This window comes from Micromonospora sp. NPDC049044, assembly GCF_040649215.1.
Lineage (GTDB): Bacteria > Actinomycetota > Actinomycetes > Mycobacteriales > Micromonosporaceae > Micromonospora.
Window position 1 is genome coordinate 1 of the sequence record NZ_JBEZFA010000027.1, and the last position, 21647, is coordinate 21647.

16 protein-coding genes and 2 tRNA genes are annotated in these 21647 nt (G+C 69.7%); 8 read left to right on the forward strand and 10 right to left on the reverse strand.

Translation table 11 applies throughout. The features are described 5' to 3' along the window. Positions 1-90 precede the first annotated feature (90 nt). Complete coding sequence (locus tag AB0B85_RS21720) at positions 91-960, reverse strand: hypothetical protein (RefSeq protein WP_357410000.1); 870 nt, start codon at positions 958-960, stop codon at positions 91-93. A 534-nt stretch (positions 961-1494) separates the two neighbouring features. Here AB0B85_RS21720 and AB0B85_RS21725 point away from each other — a divergent pair. Continuing rightward, positions 1495-4095, forward strand: a complete 2601-nt coding sequence (locus AB0B85_RS21725; protein ID WP_357410002.1) for a hypothetical protein — start codon at positions 1495-1497, stop codon at positions 4093-4095. 24 nt (positions 4096-4119) lie between these two features. On the opposite strand, the gene AB0B85_RS21730 is transcribed toward AB0B85_RS21725, so the two are convergent. Beyond that, positions 4120-4842, reverse strand: a complete 723-nt coding sequence (locus AB0B85_RS21730) for a hypothetical protein (protein WP_357410004.1) — start codon at positions 4840-4842, stop codon at positions 4120-4122. After that, positions 4835-5335: a sigma-70 family RNA polymerase sigma factor gene (locus tag AB0B85_RS21735; RefSeq protein WP_357410006.1), complete on the reverse strand. Its 501-nt coding sequence runs from the start codon at positions 5333-5335 to the stop codon at positions 4835-4837. Before AB0B85_RS21735 ends, AB0B85_RS21730 begins: the two co-directional genes overlap by 8 nt. A 181-nt stretch (positions 5336-5516) precedes the next feature. Between AB0B85_RS21735 and AB0B85_RS21740 the strand changes: the two genes are divergently transcribed. Further along, on the forward strand, positions 5517-8747 hold the full coding sequence (locus AB0B85_RS21740) for a S8 family serine peptidase (protein ID WP_357410008.1): 3231 nt from the start codon (positions 5517-5519) through the stop codon (positions 8745-8747). 71 nt (positions 8748-8818) lie between these two features. Here AB0B85_RS21740 and AB0B85_RS21745 read toward each other — a convergent pair whose 3' ends face one another. Next, complete coding sequence (locus AB0B85_RS21745; RefSeq protein ID WP_357410010.1) at positions 8819-9574, reverse strand: SDR family NAD(P)-dependent oxidoreductase; 756 nt, start codon at positions 9572-9574, stop codon at positions 8819-8821. A 569-nt stretch (positions 9575-10143) separates the two neighbouring features. Between AB0B85_RS21745 and AB0B85_RS21750 the strand changes: the two genes are divergently transcribed. Then, positions 10144-10626, forward strand: a complete 483-nt coding sequence (locus AB0B85_RS21750; RefSeq protein ID WP_357410012.1) for a class I SAM-dependent methyltransferase — start codon at positions 10144-10146, stop codon at positions 10624-10626. Positions 10627-10747: 121 nt separating this feature from the next. Further along, a complete protein-coding gene (locus AB0B85_RS21755) occupies positions 10748-11806 on the forward strand; it encodes a hypothetical protein (RefSeq protein WP_357410014.1) in 1059 nt (352 codons plus the stop codon). Between the two features lie 132 nt (positions 11807-11938). Here AB0B85_RS21755 and AB0B85_RS21760 read toward each other — a convergent pair whose 3' ends face one another. Further along, complete coding sequence (locus tag AB0B85_RS21760; RefSeq protein WP_357410016.1) at positions 11939-13483, reverse strand: non-reducing end alpha-L-arabinofuranosidase family hydrolase; 1545 nt, start codon at positions 13481-13483, stop codon at positions 11939-11941. A gap of 672 nt (positions 13484-14155) precedes the next feature. Between AB0B85_RS21760 and AB0B85_RS21765 the strand changes: the two genes are divergently transcribed. Both AB0B85_RS21765 and AB0B85_RS21770 read left to right on the forward strand, forming a co-directional pair. Beyond that, entirely contained in the window at positions 14156-16591 is a 2436-nt protein-coding gene (locus AB0B85_RS21765; RefSeq protein ID WP_357410018.1) for a molybdopterin-dependent oxidoreductase, read from the forward strand. 3 nt (positions 16592-16594) lie between these two features. Beyond that, a complete protein-coding gene (locus AB0B85_RS21770; protein ID WP_357410020.1) occupies positions 16595-17053 on the forward strand; it encodes a hypothetical protein in 459 nt (152 codons plus the stop codon). 58 nt (positions 17054-17111) lie between these two features. Here AB0B85_RS21770 and AB0B85_RS21775 read toward each other — a convergent pair whose 3' ends face one another. Further along, on the reverse strand, positions 17112-18065 hold the full coding sequence (locus AB0B85_RS21775) for a hypothetical protein (protein ID WP_357410022.1): 954 nt from the start codon (positions 18063-18065) through the stop codon (positions 17112-17114). Positions 18066-18226: 161 nt separating this feature from the next. Beyond that, complete coding sequence (locus tag AB0B85_RS21780; RefSeq protein ID WP_357410024.1) at positions 18227-18406, reverse strand: DUF4241 domain-containing protein; 180 nt, start codon at positions 18404-18406, stop codon at positions 18227-18229. A 60-nt stretch (positions 18407-18466) separates the two neighbouring features. On the opposite strand from AB0B85_RS21780, the gene AB0B85_RS21785 reads away from it, so the two are divergent. Together AB0B85_RS21785 and AB0B85_RS21790 are read left to right on the forward strand one after the other, a co-directional pair. Beyond that, on the forward strand, positions 18467-19210 hold the full coding sequence (locus AB0B85_RS21785) for an AraC family transcriptional regulator (protein WP_357410026.1): 744 nt from the start codon (positions 18467-18469) through the stop codon (positions 19208-19210). A gap of 58 nt (positions 19211-19268) precedes the next feature. Beyond that, entirely contained in the window at positions 19269-19928 is a 660-nt protein-coding gene (locus AB0B85_RS21790) for a dihydrofolate reductase family protein (protein ID WP_357410028.1), read from the forward strand. A 554-nt stretch (positions 19929-20482) separates the two neighbouring features. Here AB0B85_RS21790 and AB0B85_RS21795 read toward each other — a convergent pair. The 3 genes from AB0B85_RS21795 to AB0B85_RS21805 all read right to left on the reverse strand — a co-directional run bounded on the left by AB0B85_RS21795 (position 20483) and on the right by AB0B85_RS21805 (position 21621). After that, positions 20483-20555: transfer RNA gene (locus tag AB0B85_RS21795), tRNA-Arg, on the reverse strand. A 35-nt stretch (positions 20556-20590) separates the two neighbouring features. Beyond that, a tRNA-Ser gene (locus AB0B85_RS21800) sits at positions 20591-20681 on the reverse strand. Positions 20682-20784: 103 nt separating this feature from the next. Next, positions 20785-21621, reverse strand: coding sequence for a hypothetical protein (locus AB0B85_RS21805; protein ID WP_357410030.1), 837 nt, complete (start codon positions 21619-21621; stop codon positions 20785-20787). Positions 21622-21647: the final 26 nt, after the last annotated feature.

Consider the following 21647-nt stretch of genomic DNA (forward strand, 5'->3'; position numbering starts at 1 on the left):
CACCCGCTACGACAAGACCGCGACCTCGTACCAGGCCACCGTCACCATCGCCGCGCTACTCCAATGGCTGTGAACCTTTGAAGACACGGCCTAGGCGCTACTGAGGCTCTGGGCGCCCTCCCCGGGTATGCCGCGGAAGATGGGCACGCCCGCGCTGCCTGACTCGATCGGCATGGTCAGGGCGATGCGCTGGTCGAACGCGCCGATCGCGAAGGCTCCCTTGCCGTACCGCGAGCAGCCGGTGACGCCCATCGCGTCGGGTTTGAGGAGCCCGTTGCCGGACTGCTCGATCACATCGATGATCCGGCTCACGCCCCAACTCCAGGCGGCGAGCAGGCCGGTGCTGCTCGACGAGCCGTAGATGCTGTAGAACGCGCCCTGCTTGTTGTTCCGTGGTGTGCCCTCGCGGCCGACGGCCAGCGGGTCGTAGCTGATGACGGCGGCGCCGGCGGCCTTGATGGTGGCCGTGTCCGCACCGAAGCCGCCTACCACCACGACGGCCGGGAACGGGCCGGTGCCGCTCGGCAGCTCGACCCGCGCCGAGAAGCTGGAACTCCGGCCGTTGTGCGACACGTTCACGTTGATTGTGGTGTTCGAAACCGTCCCCGTGACGGTGGCCGGCTTGGCTGGCTTCTCGCCGAAGACGAACTTCTCCGTCAACTCCCTGATCTCCGCCCGGCGACAGCGCCAGTCGGACCTGGTGGTGATTGTCGTCCCGTTCAGCCTCCGGAACGGATCGGGAAGCTTGGCGTTGGTGGGCAGCGAACCAAGGTCGGGCAGGCCGGAGACGGCACAGTCGGTGCCCTCGTCCTCCACCGCTGCGGCGGCCATGACGCCGGGGGCGGCCTGCGCGACTGTCGTTCTTGCTACGACGGATGCGGATCCGGCGACCGTGAGCGCTGCTATGGCCAGCGCGACGACGGTGGGCCGGATCCCTGAACGGCCCGAGTGGATTGTCACCAGGGCTCTCCTTCCGAGGGTGGTGGTGGGAAGGAACGAAACGTGATCGATGATCACGAATGCCAGCCACGCCAAGTCTGCGCAAGGCCATCGCCACCAGTCAATGACTTTCCGAAACTTTCGGCAGCTCATGGGGGGGGGTCGACAGCCAACCAGCATGGCGCGACTCCGCGCGACAGTGGGCGGCGGGGGTTCGGACGCGCACCAGCTGTGCAGCAGCGGCAGCGCCCCGAATATCGGAAACCTTTCGAGGACCGCGCGGACGGCCAGCCGGGACGGCTACGCCGAAGCGTCCGCCGCATCAGCCGCGACGACCGCGGTCGTCCGGGGCAGCGAGGAGCGACCCCCGCCGCGCCCGCCCATCGTCCGCCCCGACAGCGACGAGCGACCGTCGCCGCGCCGGCCGATCGTCCCTCCGACAGCCGGCTGATCAGTTGACCGCTGACACCAAACTGGGACCACGCCGGCGGCACCCGCGTGCGATCCTCTCTGCGCGGGTGGCCTCTGGCCCTCGTTTCATCATGGGGAGACAACGTGCGTACACCTTCGCGTGCTCGTCGCCGGCTGACGGCGGGGATCGCGGCATCGGCGCTCACCTGCACGGCAGTGCTGGGCCTCACTGCCACTCCGGCCGCCGCGGCACTGTCGGCGCCGACCGATCTCAAGACCGCCGACCAGCCCTGCGCCACCACGGCGCCGGGGCCGTACCTGAGCCCGGACCGGCTCAACATGGCCGGCGCCGTGGTGCTGAAGGGCACCCTCTCCGGCGCGGACGAGGGCACCGAGTTGCAGGCCGACTTCCAGGTCTGGGACGTCACCCACCCGGAGCAGCCGCAACAGTGGCTCACCGGCATGGCCCCGAGCAACGACGAGGTCTACATCCAACTTGAGGACGATTCGCGGCAGCTCGACGGCGTCACGTACGCCTGGCGGGTGCGCGTCCTCGACGGTGCCACGGCGACGTCGTGGAGCGGCACGTGCTACTTCACTGTCGACCGCACCGGCGGCCCGGCGCCGACCGTCGCCTCCGCCCAGTACCCGTCCGGTGACTGGGACAACGCCAGCGGCGCGATCGGTGTCCCCGGCACGTTCACGCTGACCTCGGCCAGCGCCGACACCGTCCGCTACCGGTACGAGTTCTACGAGAGCGAACTGAGCGAGCCGATTCCTCCGGCCTTTGTGGACGCTGACGGACTCGGCGGCCCGGCGACTGTCGAGTCGACGCCTCGCGCGGCGGGATACCACTCCGTCGCGGTCTATGCGATCGACCGGGCCGGCAACTACTCCGAGCCCGCACACTACGTGTACTACGTCAAGGAGACCCGTCCGTCGATCTTCTCTTCCGCGTACCCGGAGGGAACGCCGAACCTGGACTACAACATCGGCGTGCCCGGCGCGTTCGAGTTGCGCTCCAGCGTCGCCAACACGGCGTCGTTGGCCTGGCGGATCGACGGGGGTGGCCCGTCGGGGACGGTGCCGGTGGCCGCCGACGGGACGGCGACGGCAATGATCGCGCCGACCCGCGCCGGCCAGCAGACCCTCTACGTCCACAGCGTCACCCGGGACGGCACGGCGCACGCCGCCCGCGCCTACCAGTTCACAGTGGACGACGGCCCGAGGCTCACCGGTGACGTCGACCGGGGTGTCACGATCGGCTCGTCGCTCAACTTCCACCTCACCCCCCGGTCGCCGCAGGTGCAGGCCTACGTCTACTGGGTCGAGCATTCCGGGCTGTTCCCACCGCCGATCGAGAAGATCACCATTCCGGCGCGGGCGGACGGCACCGCCGACCTCACCTGGGTCGCCAAGCAGACGGACGTCAACGGTCTGCGCATCCAGAGCCGAAGCGCCGACGGCACCCTGTCGGTGCCGCGCTGGAACTACATATCCGTCGACGGGGCGGCGCCGACGATGAACCGCCCCGGCGACACCGACCTGGGCAAGCCGGTCACCTTCACGGCCCGCACCCGGATGGCGAACGTCACCGAGTACGTGACGACGTTGAACGGCGACGACGCAACGAAGCAGGTGGTCCGGCCGGCCGCCGACGGCAGCGCCACCTTCACCTACACGCCGACAAAGGCTGGCTACACCTACGTCAGCGTCGTCGCCCGTAACGCCGACGGGGTGCAGAGCGACGAGGGCAGCACGTACTGGTCGGTGTTGGACGCACCTCGGGTCACCTCGACGGACTTTCCGACCAACGGCAGCGGCCGACTGGCTCCGGGCGCCTTCAGCTTCACGCCGCGCCTGCCAAGCACCAGCGCCTACGAGTATTCGGTCAACTACGGACCGTACACCACGCTCGCCGCCCGGGCCGACGGCACCGCCACCCTGACCTGGACACCGCCGGACGTCGGTTGGTATTACCTGACCGTTCGCAGCGTCACGGCCAGCGGCACCCGCTCCGGACTCACGCAGTACAACTTCCAGGTCGAGTCGGCGACGGTCTCCTCGGTGGCGCCGGCCGTCGTGGCGCCGGGTGCCGTTCGGACGATCACCATCAGTGGCAACGGGCTGAACCCGAAGGACCGGGTCCAGGTGACCCCCGCCGCCGGGGAGCCGATCACCGCCACGGTGAAGACGGTCTCGTCGGACGGCACGTCCATGACCGTCGAGGTGGACCTCAGCTCCGCGCCGGCCGGCCCGGCCAGCCTGACGCTGTACGCGTACGACTCCGGCAAGGCTGTGGTTCTGGACGACGCCTTCACCATCAATCCGCCCCTGGCGATCCGCGCGGTCAACCCGCCGGCGATCACCGGAGCGGCGGAGATCGGCAGCACCGTCACGGCGACCCCGGGCACGTGGACACCCTCGACGACGACCTACCAGTACAAGTGGTCGGCCGACGGCGTCCCGATCGAGGGTGCGACAGGTGCGACGTTGCAGATCTCCCAGGCGCTGCTCTGGAAGCGGCTCACCGTGACGGTGACGGCCAGCCGGGACGGCTACGCCGAAGCCTCCGCCGTATCGGCCGCGACGACGGCGGTGGTCCGGGGCACTGCGGAGCGACCCCCGCCGCGCCCGCCGATCGTCCAACCGGACCGTGAGCAGCGTCCCCCGCCGCGCCCGCCGATCGTCCGCCCGAGCCCAGCCGTTGTCGAATCCGCGCCGTCCAGCCAGCCGACCGGCTGATCAGCGAACCACGGGGGACGCGGTTCAGCGTGGGGCAGGCCCACGGTCCTCGAACTCGTACGTGGTGGTGAGGCCCTCGGGCAGGTCGGGCACCAGGGCGTTGGTGCCGTCGACCACCTGGACGTAGCGCTTCCCCTGAAAGATCGAGTAGCTGCCGTCGGCGACCTGCTCGATCCGGAAGCGCTGCGTCGAGGCGGCCGCATCGCACGAGCGCCCGCGTACGCTGCCCGGCGCGGTGTCGTGCACGACTGTCATGCAGACCTGGTCGGCGCCGGGCGGGGCGGCCAGGACTATCCGGAACCTGTCCCCGTCGGGGCGCAGCATCCACAGCGCCCGCTCGTCGCTGCCCGGGTCGGTGCTGGCCCGCACCTGATCGCCGCCGTCGTCGATCGCCAACGCGGCCCCGCGCATGCCGGGCAGCACGATCCGGACCTGACGGCGGCCAGCGAGGATGTCCTGCGGTCCAGCCGCCGCGGTCTCGGACGGAACTATCGACGACGGGACGGGACTCGCCGGGCCGACACCCAGGTCCGGCGTCTCGCCCGGCGCCGTCAGGACGGCGACACCCGCCGTCAGGACGGCGACACCCGCCGTGCCGGCGAGCAGGGCCAGCCCGGCGGCGACGACCGTCACCCGATGCCGCCGACGCCTGTCGCTGCGCTGCCGCAACGTCTGCGCGGGGGGAAGCGTGATGACGCGCCGGACCTCGTCGACGATCGCGGTGAGCTCGTCGCGTGGATCAGCCATGGGACGTCTCCTCCTGGTGCGCATCGGTAAGCCACCCGGCCATCGCTCTCCGACCTCGGGCGAGGTACGTCTTCACGGTCCCGACGGGGGCCTGCATCTCGGCTGCCACCTCGGCGACGCTGAGATCGTTCAGGTGGTGCAGGACCACGGCCCGGCGTTCGTTGGCGCTCAGCCGCTGCAACGCCTGCAGCAGGGCGACGTGGTCCTCGTTCAGTCCGGGAACGCCCTGGTCGACAGCGGCCCGGCGATGCGCGCGTACCCGGTTGAACGTCTTGCGCCAACTGCTGACCGCGATCCTGGACGCGACGCGGCGGACCCACGCTTCCGGGCTGTCCGCCTCCCGTACCGTCCGCCAGCGCTGCCAGGCCCGCATGAACGCCTCGGCGACGGCGTCCTCCGCCTCGGCACGGTTACCGGTCAGCGCGTACACGTGACCCACGACCCGACCCGCGCAGGCCGCGTAGAAGGCGTCGAACTCCTCGGCATCACGCATCCGACCGGTGCCCTCTCCTGCCGCGTCCGCTGGTCACCGCCGCATGCAACCCGTCCGGGGGAATCGGACACCCCGGCGCGGGGCAGCTTTGTGACGACCGTCACAGCGCAGTGATCAACCTAACGCCCAGGCCAGGCGTCATCGTGCCGTCCCGGGAGACGCCCGTGGCGGAGAGGACGATGTGCGACGACGGCAACGACGCGCGCTGACAGCCGGCGTACTCGCGACGGCGCTGGTGGCGGCGGGCCTGACCGCCACCCCGGCGAGCGCGCGGGTGAAGCCGGGGGCCACTGTCGACGGCAGACCCGGCACCTTCACGCTGATCACCGGCGACGAGGTCGCGCTGGACGCGGACGGCCACCCGACGATCAAGCGCGGGCCGGGACGGGCCGGCATGCGGTTCGTGACCAGCCGCGAGGGCGGCCACCAGTTCGTCATCCCGGTGGACGCGATGCCGCTGCTGCGCGACGGCCGCCTCGACCGTCGGTTGTTCGACCTCACAGTGCTCGGCGGGTTCGGCTACGACGACCGGGCCGCCGAGCTGCCGCTGCTTGTCGCGTACCCGGAGAACGCGGCGGCGCAGGCGCGGGCCGCGACCGTCGGGGGTGCCGCACGGGTACGGGCCGACCTGCCCGCCACCCACGCGTTGGCGGTGCGGGCGAAACGGGACGACCGGATCACGCTCTGGGGGTCCCTCACCCGTGGGACGGCCTCCGCGCGCACCCTCGCGGCCGGGGTCACCCACATCTGGCTGGACGGCAAGCGCACTGTCTCCCTCGACCGCAGCGTGCCGCAGATCGGCGCCCCGACGGCCTGGCAGGCCGGCTTCGACGGCACCGGAGTCACAGTCGGCGTGCTCGACACCGGGATCGACGCCAGCCACCCCGACTTCGCGGGGCACCTCACCGAGGTCCGGGACTTCACCGGGGGCAACGACCCCGGCGACGCGGTCGGCCACGGCACCCACGTGGCATCGACGATCGTGGGCAGTGGCGCTGCTTCCGGCGGCAGGTACCGCGGCGTGGCACCGGGGGCCAAGCTGCTCGTCGGCAAGGTCTGCGCCACCACCGAATGCCAGGACTCGGACATCATCACCGGCATGCAGTGGCTCGCGCCGCAGGCGCGGGTGGTCAACCTGAGTGTGGGTGGCGACGACGCTCCCGGTCTCGATCCGCTGGAGACCGCGGTTCAGGAGCTCAGCGATCGGTACGGCACGCTCTTCGTGGTCGCGGCCGGCAACGAGGGCAAACCGAAGTCGGTCTCCTCCCCGGCCTCGGCCGACGACGCCCTCGCCGTCGCCGCCGTCGACGCCGACGACCAGCGGGCCTACTTCTCCAGCCGGGGGCCGCGCATCGGCGACAACCACATCAAGCCGGAGATCAGCGCGCCCGGCGTCGACATCGTGGCCGCCGCCACCGGCGGTGACTACGCCACGATGTCGGGCACGTCGATGGCGACTCCGCACGTGGCCGGCACCGCCGCGATCCTCGCCGGGCAGCACCCGGACTGGACCGGCCCGCAGCTCAAGGCCGCCCTGATGGACTCCGCCAAGCCGACCGGCGAGGACACTCTCTACGAGCAGGGCGCCGGCCGGGTCGACATCGCCCGCGCCGTCGCCCAGCCGGTCGCCGCCGACGTCGCCGCCATCGACTTCCCGGTCCAGCGCTGGCCGCACGCCGACGACACCCCGATCACCCAGGTCGTCGGCTACCGCAACACGGGTACCGCGCCGGTCACCCTGACGCTGGGCATCGCCCCGGCTCCAGCCGGCATGCTCACCGTCAGCCCGACAACACTCGTGGTGCCGGCCGGCGGTCGCGCCGAGGCGACGATCACCGTGGACACCCGGGTGGACGCCGCGGACGGCCTCTACCAGGGCGCGCTGACCGCCACCGCGGCCGGGGACCTGCGGGTACGCACGCCGTTCGCGCTCAACCGCGAGGTCGAGAGCTACGACGTACGGCTCATCCACACCGGACGCGACGGTCGACCGGCCACCGGGTACACGACAGTGGCGGCGAGCCTGGCCACCGGCGAGTTCAGCACCCTCGACGGGGCACCGGGCGGCGGCATCCTGCGGCTGCCCAAGGGCCGGTACGCGCTCTACAGCACCATCCACGAGGATGCGGCGTCGACGCTGCTCGTCCAGCCCGTGCTGGACGTACGCGGTCCGGTCACCGAGGCCGTCGACGCCCGCACCGCCAAGCCGGTCGCGCTGACGGTGCCGCAACGGGACGCCGCACCCATCGCGATCAACGTGAGCGCGAACTGGGACGACGGCTTCCGCTACCCGGGTGTCCAGCTCAGTGGGGTGTCGTTCACTGACGTCTTCTTCGGCCGGATCGGGCCCGCCGTCGCCGCGCCGGAGTTCACCGCGACGCTGGGTGTCGGGCTCGCCCGCCCCGGCGCGGACGGGACCTTCCGGAACAGCCCCTACACGTACGACCTGGCGTACGTCCGCCCCGGCGACATGTTCACCGGCCTCGCCCAGAAGCTGTCGGCGAAGAACCTCGCCACAGTCAGGACTACCTACCGGAGCCAGTCCACGGCGGCGACCGCCGTGCGGTTCCACCGCGCGTCGGCACCCGGAGGGTCCGGCCCGATCGGTTCGAACACGCCGCTCGACCTGCCGTTCCACGGCACCGAGTACTACAACACCGACGGCGGCATCACCTGGACGTCCACGTTCGTCGAGGGCGACAACTCCAGCACGCAGGACTCCACGTTCCAGCCGGGCCGGACGTACACCCAGACCTGGAACGCGGCACCCTTCGGCCCCACTGTGGCCCAGGCCCCGAGCCTGGCGGCCCTGGGGTACGCGGGCCGCGACGGCGACACCATCTCGATCGCGTCGCTGCCGTTGTTCGGTGACGCGGCCGGTCGCCCCGCGAGCCGCGACGACCGGCCGGTGCGGTTCCGGCTGTCGCGCAACGGCACGGAGATCGGCAGCTCGGACAGCCCGTGGACGGAGTTCGCGGTGCCCGCCGACAAGGCCAGCTACCGGCTGGAGGCGACAATCACCCGTGCCGCCCCGGACACGCTGTCGACCTCGGTGTCGGTGGCGTGGACCTTCACCTCGGCGCACACGTCGTCACCGCAGCGGCTGCCGCTGACGACGGCCCGACCGACGCCGGTGCTCGACGACACCAACACGGCCCGGACGGGCAAGGTCATGGCCATCCCGGTGGCGTTGGACCGGCAGGAGGGCTCGACGGCGGCGGCCAACCGGACGCTCGGCGTCTCCGCGTCGTTCGACGACGGCAGAACGTGGGTCGCGTTGCCGGTGCTGCGGGGCGTCGCTCTCATCGCGCACCCCCGCCGGCCCGGTTTCGTGTCGCTGCGGGTGACGGCGGCGGACACCGTCGGCAACACTGTCACCCAGACGATCCAGCGGGCCTACCGGATCGCCTGACGGGCCCGCCCCGAGTGCGCGGTGGACGGTCGCTGGCGACCGCCGTCCCGCACTCGGGGCGTCCTCGCGCCTCAGGCGGTGAAGGCACCGTCGATGGCGATGGACGCGCCGCTGATGAAGGTGGCCTCGTCGCTGATCAGGAACGCGGTGAGCGCGGCGACCTCGTCGGCGGTGCCGGCCCGGCCGGTCGGTTGCCTCGACAGGTAGCGCTCCGCCGTTTCCGGGGCCTGACTGACGACGCCCTGCCAGAGCGGAGTGTCGATCAGGCCGGTGACCAGGGCGTTGACCCGTACGCCGGAACGGGCGACATCGAGTGCCGCCGAGCGGGTCAGGCCGATGACACCGTGCTTCGACGCGTTGTAGGCGGCCTGCGTCGCGTCGCCCTTGACGCCCGAGACGGAGGCGTTGTTGACGATCGAGCCGCCGCCGGCGGCGATGATCGCCGGAATCTCGTACTTGAGGCCGTAGAAGACGCTCGTCAGGTTGAGGGCGAGCGACTGCTGCCAGTTGTCGCTGTCGGCCTCCCGGACACTCGCCATCGGGCCGCCGCCGGCGTTGTTGAACGCGCCGTCCAGCCGCCCGAACTCCGACACCGCGGTCTCGACGAGCCGCGCCGTCTCCTCCTCGACCGTCACGTCGGTCGGCACGAACAGGGCGACACCGCCCTCGTTGCGGATCTGCACGGCCGCCTCCTCACCCCGGGCCTTGTCCCGGGCGCCGATGACGACTCGCGCCCCCTCCCTGGCCGCCCGCTGCGCGAACGCCAGACCCATGCCCTGCGTACCGCCGGTCACGACCAGCACCTTCGAATCCAACCGTCCAGACATCTCGTCTCTCCCTCACTCGGGTATGCCGCTGCGCGGCGGGGCTGAAGATCCACGGAGTGGCACCAGAGGTCTCAGACCTCGTCAGCCGGCCGTAGGGGCTTCACGAGGCGGAACGCTAACCTTTTCTGGAACGATCGACAAAGTTACTAGACTCACAATTACCCGGATTTGTTCGGATCGTAGCCGCACAACGTTCAGCAGGGCCCAGCCGAACGAGAGGACCGGGCTGTTGGCGGAAGATATTCCGTGGTGATCGTTCCATAACGCGGATAGCCGTGGTGCCGGCTCAGCAAACACTCTCCCGGCGTCGGCGAACGACCTCCCGGAGGTCGCGCCGGTGGCCACGCACCGAGCCGCGTGATTCGCCACCGGTGACCGAGGACACGGTGCGCGGAACCGTCCGGCAGGGTGGAATCAGATGCGTGAGCAGAGCACACACCACGAGTGCCGTCGGGCGGCGCGCTCTGCCCCATCACCATCCGGTCGCCACCCGCGGCGACGACGCCCCAGCGCCGGACGAACCTGTGCGAGGGACCGCGGCGCACCGACAGCGCTGGGCGGTGCGGACGATGGCAGTCGCACCTGACGACCAGGTGCTGGAGATCGGCTGCGGCCGAGGAGCCGCAGTCTCCCTGGTCGCCGACCAACTGAACAGCGGCCGGATCATCGCCCTCGACCGCTCGGCGACGATGGTCCGACTCGCCATCAAGCGGAACGCGAGCCACATCGACGCCGGTAGGGCGGAGATCCGGTGTGCCGGCTTCGAGTCGGCGGACCTCGCCGGGCACCGCTTCACCAAGATCTTCGCGGTGAACGTCAGCCTGTTCTGGTTGGGCGACGCGACGCAACAGATCGACCGGGTGCGGAGCCTGCTCGCACCCGGCGGGCGGCTCTACGTCTTCGCCGAGCGGCCCACCGCAGCCCACGCCACGGCGAATCTCACCGCTACCGAGTTGCTGCTCCGAGCACACGGCTTCACGACCACCAGATCGAGCGCCGTCCGCGGTAAGGGCCGGGTGCTCACCTGCGTCAGCGGCACCCCCATCGAGTAGGGCCGACGTACCGGAACGATCGGCGTATCTTGTCGGGGCAGCAGTTGACCGCGCGGCACCAGGCGGTGGAGGGCGCCGCGTGGCGCGTGATTTCCCCAGGCCCTGTGGAGTTGATTTTCCGGTGACCGGTCCGTGGGTTGCCCCCGAGTTGCTCGCCGCGCTGCGAGTTCCGTGGCAGCTGGCGGATCCCGTCGAGCGGGGCAGGGCGACGCAGGAGCTACCGCCCGACCCGCAACGGCGGGCGGAGGCCGTACGCGCGTTGGAGCTGTGTCTGGCCTACCTGGTGGACGTCAGGGACACCTACGGCGACGAGACCGACTGGGGACTGCCCAGTGCGTTCTTCGACGACTACTGGTTCGTCCTGTACCCGAGGCTCAAGCAGTCGATGCCGACCCTCGCCGACGTGACGCCCGGGAGGGTCCGTGACTGGGCCGAGGCGTACCTGGACGCGGAGGACGTCTTCGGCGCGGCCTGGCCGACGCCCCCGGACGAGGTCGTCGACCGCATCGGCCGGTCCTGGGCCTTCTTCATCGTGCAGGGGGCGACGGAGGGCCTGCTCCGGTGGCTCCGCCAGATCGGGCCCGAGCACCTTGACGATTCGGAACGGTCCCGAGTGGTCGACCTGCTCAAGGCGGCCACTCCTCGACTGCAGTGGCGTCTGGCGATCATCACCGTGCCGACGATTCTTGATCTCGGCGGCTCCGATCAGCACCGCTACTTCGATCGGCTGGCCAACGAACCGGGCCTGCACGAGAGGACCCGCGCCGAGGCGGAGAGTGTGCGTTCGTTCATCGACCGCGCACACGAACAGCTTCCCGCAGTGAGCACCGTGCGACTCGAGTACGACGACGTCGAAACCGAGGACGACCTGCGGGTGACCTACCAGGGCGAGCTGTTCACCGGCGAGGTGGTCGAACGCTCGCCGCAGGGTCAGCTCATCGCTCTCACCACGTACTTCAGGGGCATTGAGGACGGCCACTCCGCCGAGTGGTACCCGACCGGCGAGCGTAAGTCGGAGGGCAACGTGCGGTACGGCACGGCTGTCGGCGTCCACCAGGAGTGGCACCGCAACGGCAGCCCCGCCGCCCGGGTCGAGTTCGACGACCAGGGCAGGATGCTCAGTCGACAGCGCTGGGCGGAGGACGGCACTCCACTCGAGAACTACGTCGCGCACTGCTGAACGCGGAGCGCCGGACGGCAGCGGCCCTCGACGACCGCCAACTGTCCGTCCCGCACGGACGGGCCCGCGACGGACGACTCCGTCGCGGGCCCACCTTCCATGGATCAGCGTTGCGGGATCAGCAGATCCGGCTCAGCGTTGCAGGGTCAGCAGACCCGGCCGGTACGGCAGGAGGCCGTAGTCGACGCCGTTGGAGCTGGGCGAGCGACCCTGGTAGAGCAGTTGCAGGTTGCAGGCGTTGACAGTCATCGTCTGGTCGGCGCTGGTCCGCAGCAACTCACCGTGGCTGATGTCGTTGGTCCAGGTCGCACCACTGTTGGCCTTACCCGCGAACGGGTTGCTCTCCGACGCGGCCTGCGGCGTCCACGAACCGTTCAGGCTGGTCGCCGTGAACGAGCGGAAGTACCGACCCTGCGAACCGATCGCCTCGACGATCATCAGGTACTTGTTCAGACCCTGCAGCTTGTACACCTGCGGCGCCTCGAACAGGTTGTTCGTCGTGTCACTCATGATCGTCGTGTAGCTGCTACCGAAGCTGCCCGGGAAGTTCCCGATCGGCATGCTGGCCCGGTAGATCTTGCCGTTGTCACCGGCGAAGAACAGGTACATGTTCGTCCCGTCACCGATCACCGTCTGATCGATCGGACCCGTCCCCGAACCCGTGATGCTGCCACTGAACAGCGTCTGCGGAGACGACCAACCGTTCGGGTTGGTCGGATCAGTCGAGGTCCGGTACGAGAACGCCGGCCCACCCCACTGGTAGGTCAACACCCAGATGTTCTTCGGCGCGAAGTAGAACAACGATGGCGCCACAGTCCCCGAGTTCATCCCGTTCTGACTCGCCGACGCCATCTGCGAGTAGTTCGTGAACAGACCGAAGTTCATCGAACCCCAGCTGCTGCCGAAGTCGTGCGTGGTCGCGTAGACCAACTGCTGACCGTTGTACGGCGCCACGGTGAAGTCCTTCAGTGACACCCACCCGGACTTCGGGTTCGCCAGCGATCCGGTCGACGACCACCGGTACGACGAGGGCAGGTCACAGGTGCCGCCGGGCGGCGGAGTCGTCGGCGGCGGGGTGGTGGGGTTGCTGCCACCGTCGACGCGGACGAGCTGCCACTGCTGGTTGGTGCCGTTCCAGTCGTCGTACTGGACGATGTTGCCACCGTCGGCGGTCGAGGCGCCCTGCACCTCCATCACCTTGTTGCTGTTGCGGTTGATCAGCCGGACGTAGCCGCTGTCCGAGTCGGCCAACCGGAACTGCTGGTTGGTGCTGTTGTTGTCGGTCCACTGCACGATCGCCCCGCCGTTGGCGGTCGAGAAGCCGGAGACGTCGAGCACCTTGCCGGACAGCCGTGACTTCACCCGGTAGTTGCCACTGCCGGAGTCGACGAACTGCCACTGCTGCTGGTTGCCGTTGTTACGGGCCCACTGGGTGATCCGGGCGCCGTCGTTCGTGGCCAGGTTGTACACGTCCAGGGCCTTGCCGCTGTTGCGGTTGATCAACACGTACCACGCGCTCGTGTCGACAGTCGCCGCGGCGGCGGGCGACGACACCACCGCTACGGCAGCACCGCCGACCAGCACCGCCGCCGCGCCGGCGGCGAGAATGCGGGGCAACCACCAACGTCGCCGCGGCGACGGCGGCGCGATCGATGGAGACCTATCGAGGGCAGACATGATCCTCCTTCAATGACCAAAGCCGAACGGCCTGCCCGAGGATGGGCGCACCGCGACACGTGTCCGGGCGAAGCGTCGGGAAAGTTAGCGCTAACAACACGCCTGACTGCCCTGGCGCACGACCGATTCGAGGGTCGACGAAGCAGGCTTCCCCGGTAAGCCATGGATGTCGTCGTCCTTAGCCATCGACTGTGAGCGATAACATGCCGTTCGTCAAGACGTAACGTGCTGGGAACATCTGGCGGTGACGGGCCGTGACCCAGGGTTCGGCCGCTCCCCACAAGCACTGCGCGGGCATCGCCGCCAGCTCGCCGGCACCGACCGCAGCGGCGGCTCTTGAGGTGCCGCTGCGTTGGCGCTAACATCGACGTTTGCCCATTATTTGGGAGCAATCTCCGGGCCCGGCGTGATCGGCCGGAGGGCGTAACTGGGCTGCGAATCGTCGCGGCGGCCGCGACCCTACTGGTGCTGGTGTTGCTGAAGGCGTCCCATCTGCCGGCCGGCGCGACGACACTGACCGTGAGCTGGGTCTGCTGCGTACCCCGACTCAGTTGCTCGTCGCGGCCGCCGCGGTGGTGCTGGTCATCATCGTGGACCGGGGATACGGGCGGCTGTCCGGCCGACCCGTGCCACTGTGGGCGGCACCCGAACACTTCGCGGAAGGAGAGCGTGATGGTGGACCGGATCGCCGACCCGTGGGGTGAGCGCACCCCGTACGGGCCGGGGCAGGAGTGGCCGGTGCGGGTGGACCGTTTCCTCGACGGTGGCCGCAGCGAGGCGGACGTGGACCGGTGGGTCCAGTCGGCGTCGGTGCTGCACTCGAACGGCGACGCCATGGACATCGCGGTCGCCGACGGCAGGATCGTCGGGGTACGCGGTCGCGCGGTGGACCGGATCAACCGGGGCCGGCTCGACCCCAAGGACCTGTACGGCTGGCAGGCCAACCACAGCGCGGACCGGCTGACCCGACCGTTGGTCCGGGACGGCGACCGCCTCGTCGAGACGGACTGGGACACCGCGATGGGCCGCATCGTGACCCGCTCCGAGGAACTGCTCGCCAAACCCGGCGGGTGGGGAAACTTCGGCTTCTACACCACCGGGCAACTCTTCCTGGAGGAGTACTACGCGCTCGGCGTGATCGGAAAGGCTGGGCTGGGCACGCCGCACATGGACGGCAACACCCGGCTGTGCACGGCGACCGCCGCGGCGGCGTTGAAGGCCAGCTTCGGCACCGACGGCCAGCCCGGGTCGTACACCGACGTGGACCACTGCGACGCGATCGCGTTGTGGGGCCACAACGTCGCCGAGACCCAGACGGTGCTGTGGATGCGGATGCTCGACCGCCGGCGCGGCCCGAACCCGCCGGCGATGCTGGCGGTGGACCCGCGCGCCACCCCGGTCGCCCGGGAGGCCGACCTGCACCTCGCGGTCCGCAACGGCACCAACATGGCGCTGCTGAACGGCCTGCTCCGCGAGATCATCCGGCGCGGCTGGTACGACCGCGACTACGTCGACGCGCACACCCTCGGCTTCGACGAGCTGTGCCGGATCGTCGACGGCTATCCACCACGGCGGGTCGCCGACATCTGCGACGTGCCGGCCGCCGACGTGGAGCGCGCCGCCGAACTGCTCGGCTCGGCACAGCGGCTGCTGTCGACCGTCCTGCAGGGCTTCTACCAGTCGAACCAGGCGACGGCCGCCGCCTGCGCGGTCAACAACCTGCACCTGATCCGGGGCATGATCGGCCGGCCGGGCGCGGGGCTCTACCAGATGAACGGCCAGCCCACCGCACAGAACAACCGGGAGGCCGGCGCCGACGGCGACCTGCCCGGCCTGCGCAACTGGGAGAACACCGCGCACGTCGAGGAACTGGCCCGGCTCTGGAACGTCGAGGTCGACACGATCCCGCACTGGGCGCCACCGACGCACGCCATGCAGATCTTCCGGTACGCGGAGCAGGGCTCGATCAAGCTGCTGTGGATCACCGCGACCAACCCGGCCGTCTCGTTGCCGGACCTGTCCCGGATCCGGCGAATCCTGGCCAAGCCGGACCTGCTCGTGGTGGTCCAGGATCTCTTCCGCACCGAGACCGCCGAACTGGCGGACGTGGTGCTGCCCGCCGCCACCTGGGGCGAGAAGACCGGCACATTCACAAGCGTCGACCGGACCGTGCACATCTCCGACAAGGCCGTCGACCCGCCGGGCGAGGCGAAGCCGGACCTGGACATCTTCCTCGACTACGCCCGCCGGATGGACTTCCGCGACCGCGACGGCAACCCGCTGATCCGGTGGACCGGGCCGGAGGAGGTGTTCGAGGCGTGGAAGGAGTGCACGCGGGGCCGGCCCTGCGACTACACCGGCATCAGCTACGACAAGCTGCGCGGCGGCTCCGGCATCCAGTGGCCCTGCACACCGGAGCACCCGGACGGCACCGAGCGCCTCTACACCGACGGGATCTTCAACACCGACCCGGACTACTGCGAGACGTACGGCCACGACCTGGCCACCGGCGCGGAGTTCACCGAGCCCGAATACCGGGCCAAGGAGCCGCGCGGCCGGGCGTTCCTGCACATCGTCGACTACCAACCCTCGCCCGAGGTCCCCGACGACGACCACCCGATGCTGCTCACCACCGGCCGCACCGTCTACCAGTTCCACACCCGCACCAAGACCGGCCGCGCCCCCCAGCTCAACCAGGCGGCCCCCGACGTGTGGGTGGAACTCAACCCGGCCGACGGCGATCGGCTCGGCATCGCCGAGGGCGACCTGGTCGGCGTCTCCTCGGCGCGCGGCGCCATCCAGGCCCGCGCCCGGCTCTGCGGCATCCGCCCCGGCGTGGTGTTCCTGCCCTTCCACTACGGCTACTTCGACCAGGATCCCGCCGACCGCACCCCCCGGGCGGCAAACGAGCTGACCATCACCGCCTGGGATCCGGTCTCCAAACAGCCCCTCTTCAAGGTCGCTGCCGTCGCCGTGACGAAACTCGCCGACGGGCGGGGCCAACCCTCGCCAGCACCCACTGTCGGTGGCAGCGCGCCGCCGGCGGACGCCCACGTACCGCCCACCCTTGGCGGGCCGGCAGCCGAAGCCACAAGCGGGAAGGAATGAGCCGTGCACCTCGCGCACTATCTCGGACTGCTGCACCGCGCGCAGACCAACCTCGCTGACGCGTTCCGCCAGGTCGCCGACGCGCACGCCGAGGAACCTGACATCCAGCACCTCTGCCAGCAGCAGGCGAAGCGTTGCGACACGTACGCCGAACAGCTGCACCCGTTCGTGGCCCGTTACTCCGAGGACGCACCCGACGAACCCGACCGGCTGCACTCCCAACTGTTCACCGGTACCCGTACCGGTGGCATCGGCCTCCTGCGGGACCTCCAGGATCTCTACCTGATGGCCGCCGAGTGCGACATCACCTGGACCGTCGTCGGCCAGGCCGCCTACGGCGTCCGCGACGAGGACCTGCTCGCGGTCGTGCGGCGCTGCGAAGGGCAGACAGCGATCCAGCTCAAGTGGCTGCGTACCCGGATGAAGGCCGCCGCGCCCCAGGCGCTCGTGGTCGCCGGCTGACGGCCGGAGTGCCGCGACTGGGAACCCGCTGGTGCTCGTATCGCTCGGGTTCAGTCGGTCATGAGCGGGCAAGCACTTGCTCGGTCCGGTTGCGAAGGGCATCGAGCTCGGCGGAGCTGCCTCTCACCTCGATGAGGAGTTCGATGGCGGCCTGCAGGTACTCCAGGGCGATGACGTGCTCGTCGAATGGAGCGTCGACCTCGAACTGATCGAGCAGAACCTCGAAGTCGGCCAATAGCGCATCGGCGAGAGTGGCGGCTCGGTCGGGATCGCCGTTGCGCTGGATGCAGCGGGCCGACTCGATCATCGCTCGTCCGACGAAGGCGTGAGATTGGCCCAGCAGGCGGGTGACGATGCGTCCCACCAGCGCGAGGCCACGCTCCTCAAGCTCCGGCTCGGATTGGGCAGCGAACTGCGTGGTGACCTGACGGGCCGCCGCGGCGAGCGCGACACCGTCGACCCACTCCTGGGAACCCTCCGGGGCACAAGGCTGCTGCCCCAACCGGACGATGCACGCTTCGGCTGCGACCGATAGTGACGTCGCCGCTTCGAGGAGGAGGTGGAGGCGTATCCGGCCCGTCTCCTGCGACGCGACTGCCAACCGTGCGACCTCGAGCGCCACGGCGACGTCCTCGGTGCCGTGCGTGGGCTCGCCACGCCCGGCCCGCTCCAGGAGAGCCTGCGCTCGCGCCCGCTCCTCGGGCGATGGCCCAGGAGCTCCATCATCGACTGTCAGTCCGAGCTCGAGCCGGTATGACGTCCACGCCACCGGGTCCTTGACGGGGTCCGGCTCGTTCGCGGAGTTGCCGGACACGGCACGGACGACTCCGCCCCCGACACGGTCCATCGCGAGCCGTGCATCATCGAACGACAGCGCGAACCGCTCGGTCAAGACGGCAAGGACATCGCGACGGCGCGTCCCCTCCTCGTCGGCAGCCCTGAGATACAAGACAAGGGCGCGTAACGATGTGCCCCGAGCAAGGCGCACAGTCAGGTCGTCCGTCCATTCCACGGCACGATGATCCCCATCCCGACCTCGAACCACAAGCAAGCCGACCTGCGTAGAGGTCAGGAAGATCAAGGGCCGGTCTCCCGCGAGTGGGACGAGTCGCGGGGCGACGAGTTCGACGACCGGGTGGGAGATCACGGCTGACGGGTTCGAGCGACAGTGGTCTACGTCCGGCCAATGGGGTGCCCGACGGCATCTGGTTGGCAGAACAATGGGATCACCAGGAAGTCCGTGACGTAGCTGGTCACCTCGCCATCGGCGGCATAACCGACGAACGTCGGGTAGATGCCGTCGCCCCACCCGGAACTTACGGTGATCACGTTCGCTCCGGTCGCCAGGTCCATGATCGCATCGACAGCAGCAGGTGCCGGCGGCACCTAGCCTCAGGAGGGAACCTCGGCACATTGAAGACGGAGGCCATGGCGTTGCGGTTCGAGCATCGCGAAACCGAGATCGACGTGAGCCTCGTCGACCGCGTGTGGCGCACCCGCTCTGACGCGGAGGAGACGATGACGTCCGCCGCACGAACCTGCTGGCAGCTGATCCTCTCGCAGGCGCAGGGACGCCTACTCGCCAGCCTGCGCGGGCCGGAGACCAGGGCGACCACGGCACCGGTCCCCCCGGGCACCGAGTTTCTCGGGATCCGGTTCGCGTTCGGCGCGGTTCTCCGGCCGCATCCGGCAGCCTCGATCGTCGATGGGTACGTACCGTTCCCCGTGACGGAATCGGGCAGGATCGTCATCGGCGGCGAAAGCTGGGAGGCGCCGACGTTTGAGAACGTCGAGCACTTCGTCCGGCGATTGCAGGACGCGGGTCTGCTGGTGCGATCGCATCTCGGGGACGAGGAGCCCATCGCCGAGCATCCCGAAGCCAGCCCGACCGAGCGAACCCGGCAGCGTCGCCATCGAGCGATCATCGGACTGTCGGCAACCGCCGTAAGGCAGATCGACCGCGCGAACGCCGCAGCCACGATGCTGCGCGACGGCCTTGACTGGCGCACAGTCGTCGAGACGTTGGGGTACTTCGACCAGGCCCACCTCGCGCATGCGCTGCGTCGCTACGTCGGGTACACCGCACGCGAGCTGCAGGCAGGCCACTCTGCCGCGATGTCGTTCCTGTACAAGACCCACCCTGGGCCCGGCAGCTAGCGTTCGTCTGCCAGCCAGCCCTGGCCGGCTGTCCGCAACCAGACCTTTAAGGAAAGCCGTGCTACTCAGCGTCAACATCTTCGTCAGTCTCGACGGTGTCATGCAGGGACCGGGAAATCCCGACGAGGACCGCTCCGGCGGCTTCGACCGCGGCGGGTGGCTCGTTCCGCACGCCTCGACGCACACCAACGAGGTCGTCGAGAGCTGGTTCCGTGAGGCCGACGCGTTCCTCTTCGGCCGTATCAGCTTCGGCCTGCTCGGCGGGTACTGGCCGAAGGTCACCGAACCCGGCAACCTGATCGCCACCAAGCTCAACACGCTGCCAAAGTATGTCGTCAGCTCCACGCTGACCGACGACGAAGCCGATTGGAACCCGACAACCGTCCTCCGCGGTGACCCGGTCGATGAGGTACGCCGCCTCAAGGAGCTCCCGGGCAAGGAACTCCAAGTTCACGGAAGCTGGAAACTCGTGCAGACGCTGCACCAGGCAGGACTCGTCGATGTCTACCGGCTACTCCAATACCCGGTAATCGTCGGCACGGGAAAGCGCCTGTTCCCGGACGGATCGACGGCCGCAAAGTTCGCAACCATCGAAGAAGACTCGCGCGTACTGCCCGGCGGCGTCGTCTCGCTGACCCTCCACCCCACGAGCCTCGGCGCGATCTCCGCAGGCTCGTACACGGTCAACGAAGGACGCTCGGCGACGGTCCTCGACTGACAACGGCGCCCGACCGGCTTCGAGGTCCTGGTCGCCCGTTAGGGCCGGTGTCGAAGTCGGTCACAGCCACTCGTTGATAGCGGCGAACTGGATGGTGCTCGGCCGCTCATATGCCAGGCACAGCTTCGTGGCCAACCCGACGCAGGACCGGCCGAGGGCGTGATCAGCAGGCTAGACGGTGACGTCCCAGGGCGGTTCCGGCCTGCGGGCCAGCGCCTCTTTCTCGCCCTAGGCATGCTGGTGGGCGTGGGCGCTGGTCGAGTCAGGGACATGTCCCAGGTGATCCGGCCCGCCGCATCGGCGAGGGCTCGCAGCGCGGTGAGGATCTGCTGCCAGTTCCCGTTGCGCTGCCCCCGGCGGAACAGTGCGTATCGCCTCAGTGCCTAGCTAGCCGCCGACGTAGGTGGACCATCTCCAGAGGTCACCCTCGGCAATTCTCCGTAACGGTCAGCCAGCGTCAGCGGCCGGGTGTGCACCCATGGGTGCACGAAAAAACGCCCCTATGGTCGACTTCCGCCGATAGCCAAAGAGGCGTTTCCCCTACTCAACCGCTGTGCGCCCGAAGGGACTCGAACCCCTAACCTTCTGATCCGTAGTCAGATGCTCTATCCATTGAGCTACGGGCGCTCGTGCTCAGCCAGTCTACACACCCGGCTTTCGCGCGGAGACTCCGGGATTCGAACCCGGGAGGGGCTTTAAGACCCCAACCGCATTAGCAGTGCGGCGCCATAGACCAGACTAGGCGAAGTCTCCCCGGTGATCAGCAGACCACCGCGCCCGAGGATACAGGTCGCCACCCACTGGGAGCAAAACGACTTCCGGGGTACGCCGACCAGGGGCTGCCCGTCCCCGGGTTTCAGCGCTGTGCGGCGGCGTGATCGGGACTACGCTCCATCGATATGCAGGAGCAGCCGCCCAGCGAGTCGAGCCGTCGAGAGCCTGCTGGAAGAGCGCGCAGGCGCTCCCCGCGGCCCACCTTCACCCCGCCGCCCGCCGCGGAGCAGCCCGGGGAACCGGTGCCACCATCGGCCGCCGCTCCGGCGAGCCCGCGCCCTCGGCGGGCCAAGGCCGCCCCGGCGGTGATCTTCCAGCCTCCGGAGCCGGATCGCCCGCTGCCTCGGCAGCCGCTCCGCTCGGAACCCTCGCCGAGCGCCCCACCCGACGACGCCGCATCCGCCCCCGACCGGGCCGACCCACCCAGGAAGGCCGCCCCCGCCGCCGACCAGGCCGGCCCACCCGAAGAGGCCGCACCCGCCGTCGACAAGTCCGGCCCGTCGGAGGAGCCCGCACCGGCCACCGAGCGGGCCGACGCACCCGCCGGCGGCCGGCAACCATCCACCGCACCGTCGACAGGCACACCGACGACTCGCGCCACCCCTCGCAAGGCCACCCCTCGCAAGGCCACCGCCCGGAAGGCCACGAAGCCAACCGCCGCAGCCGCACCCACTGCGACCAGCACGACGGCCAGCCCGGCCAGCCAGGCACCAACCCCGGCCAGCACGACGACCGCGCCGAGCCAGGAAGCCGCGCCGGCCAAGAAGGCCACGCCGACCAGGAAAGCGGCTCCCACCAGGAAAGCAGCCTCCACCAGGAAGGTCACACCTACTGAGAAGGCGGCCACCCCACCCGCCGTCCCGGCCAGGCAGACCGCCTCGACGGCCGAGCACGCGGGGACCCCACGCCGGAACGCCACGTCCGAGGAAGCCGCCCCAACACCGC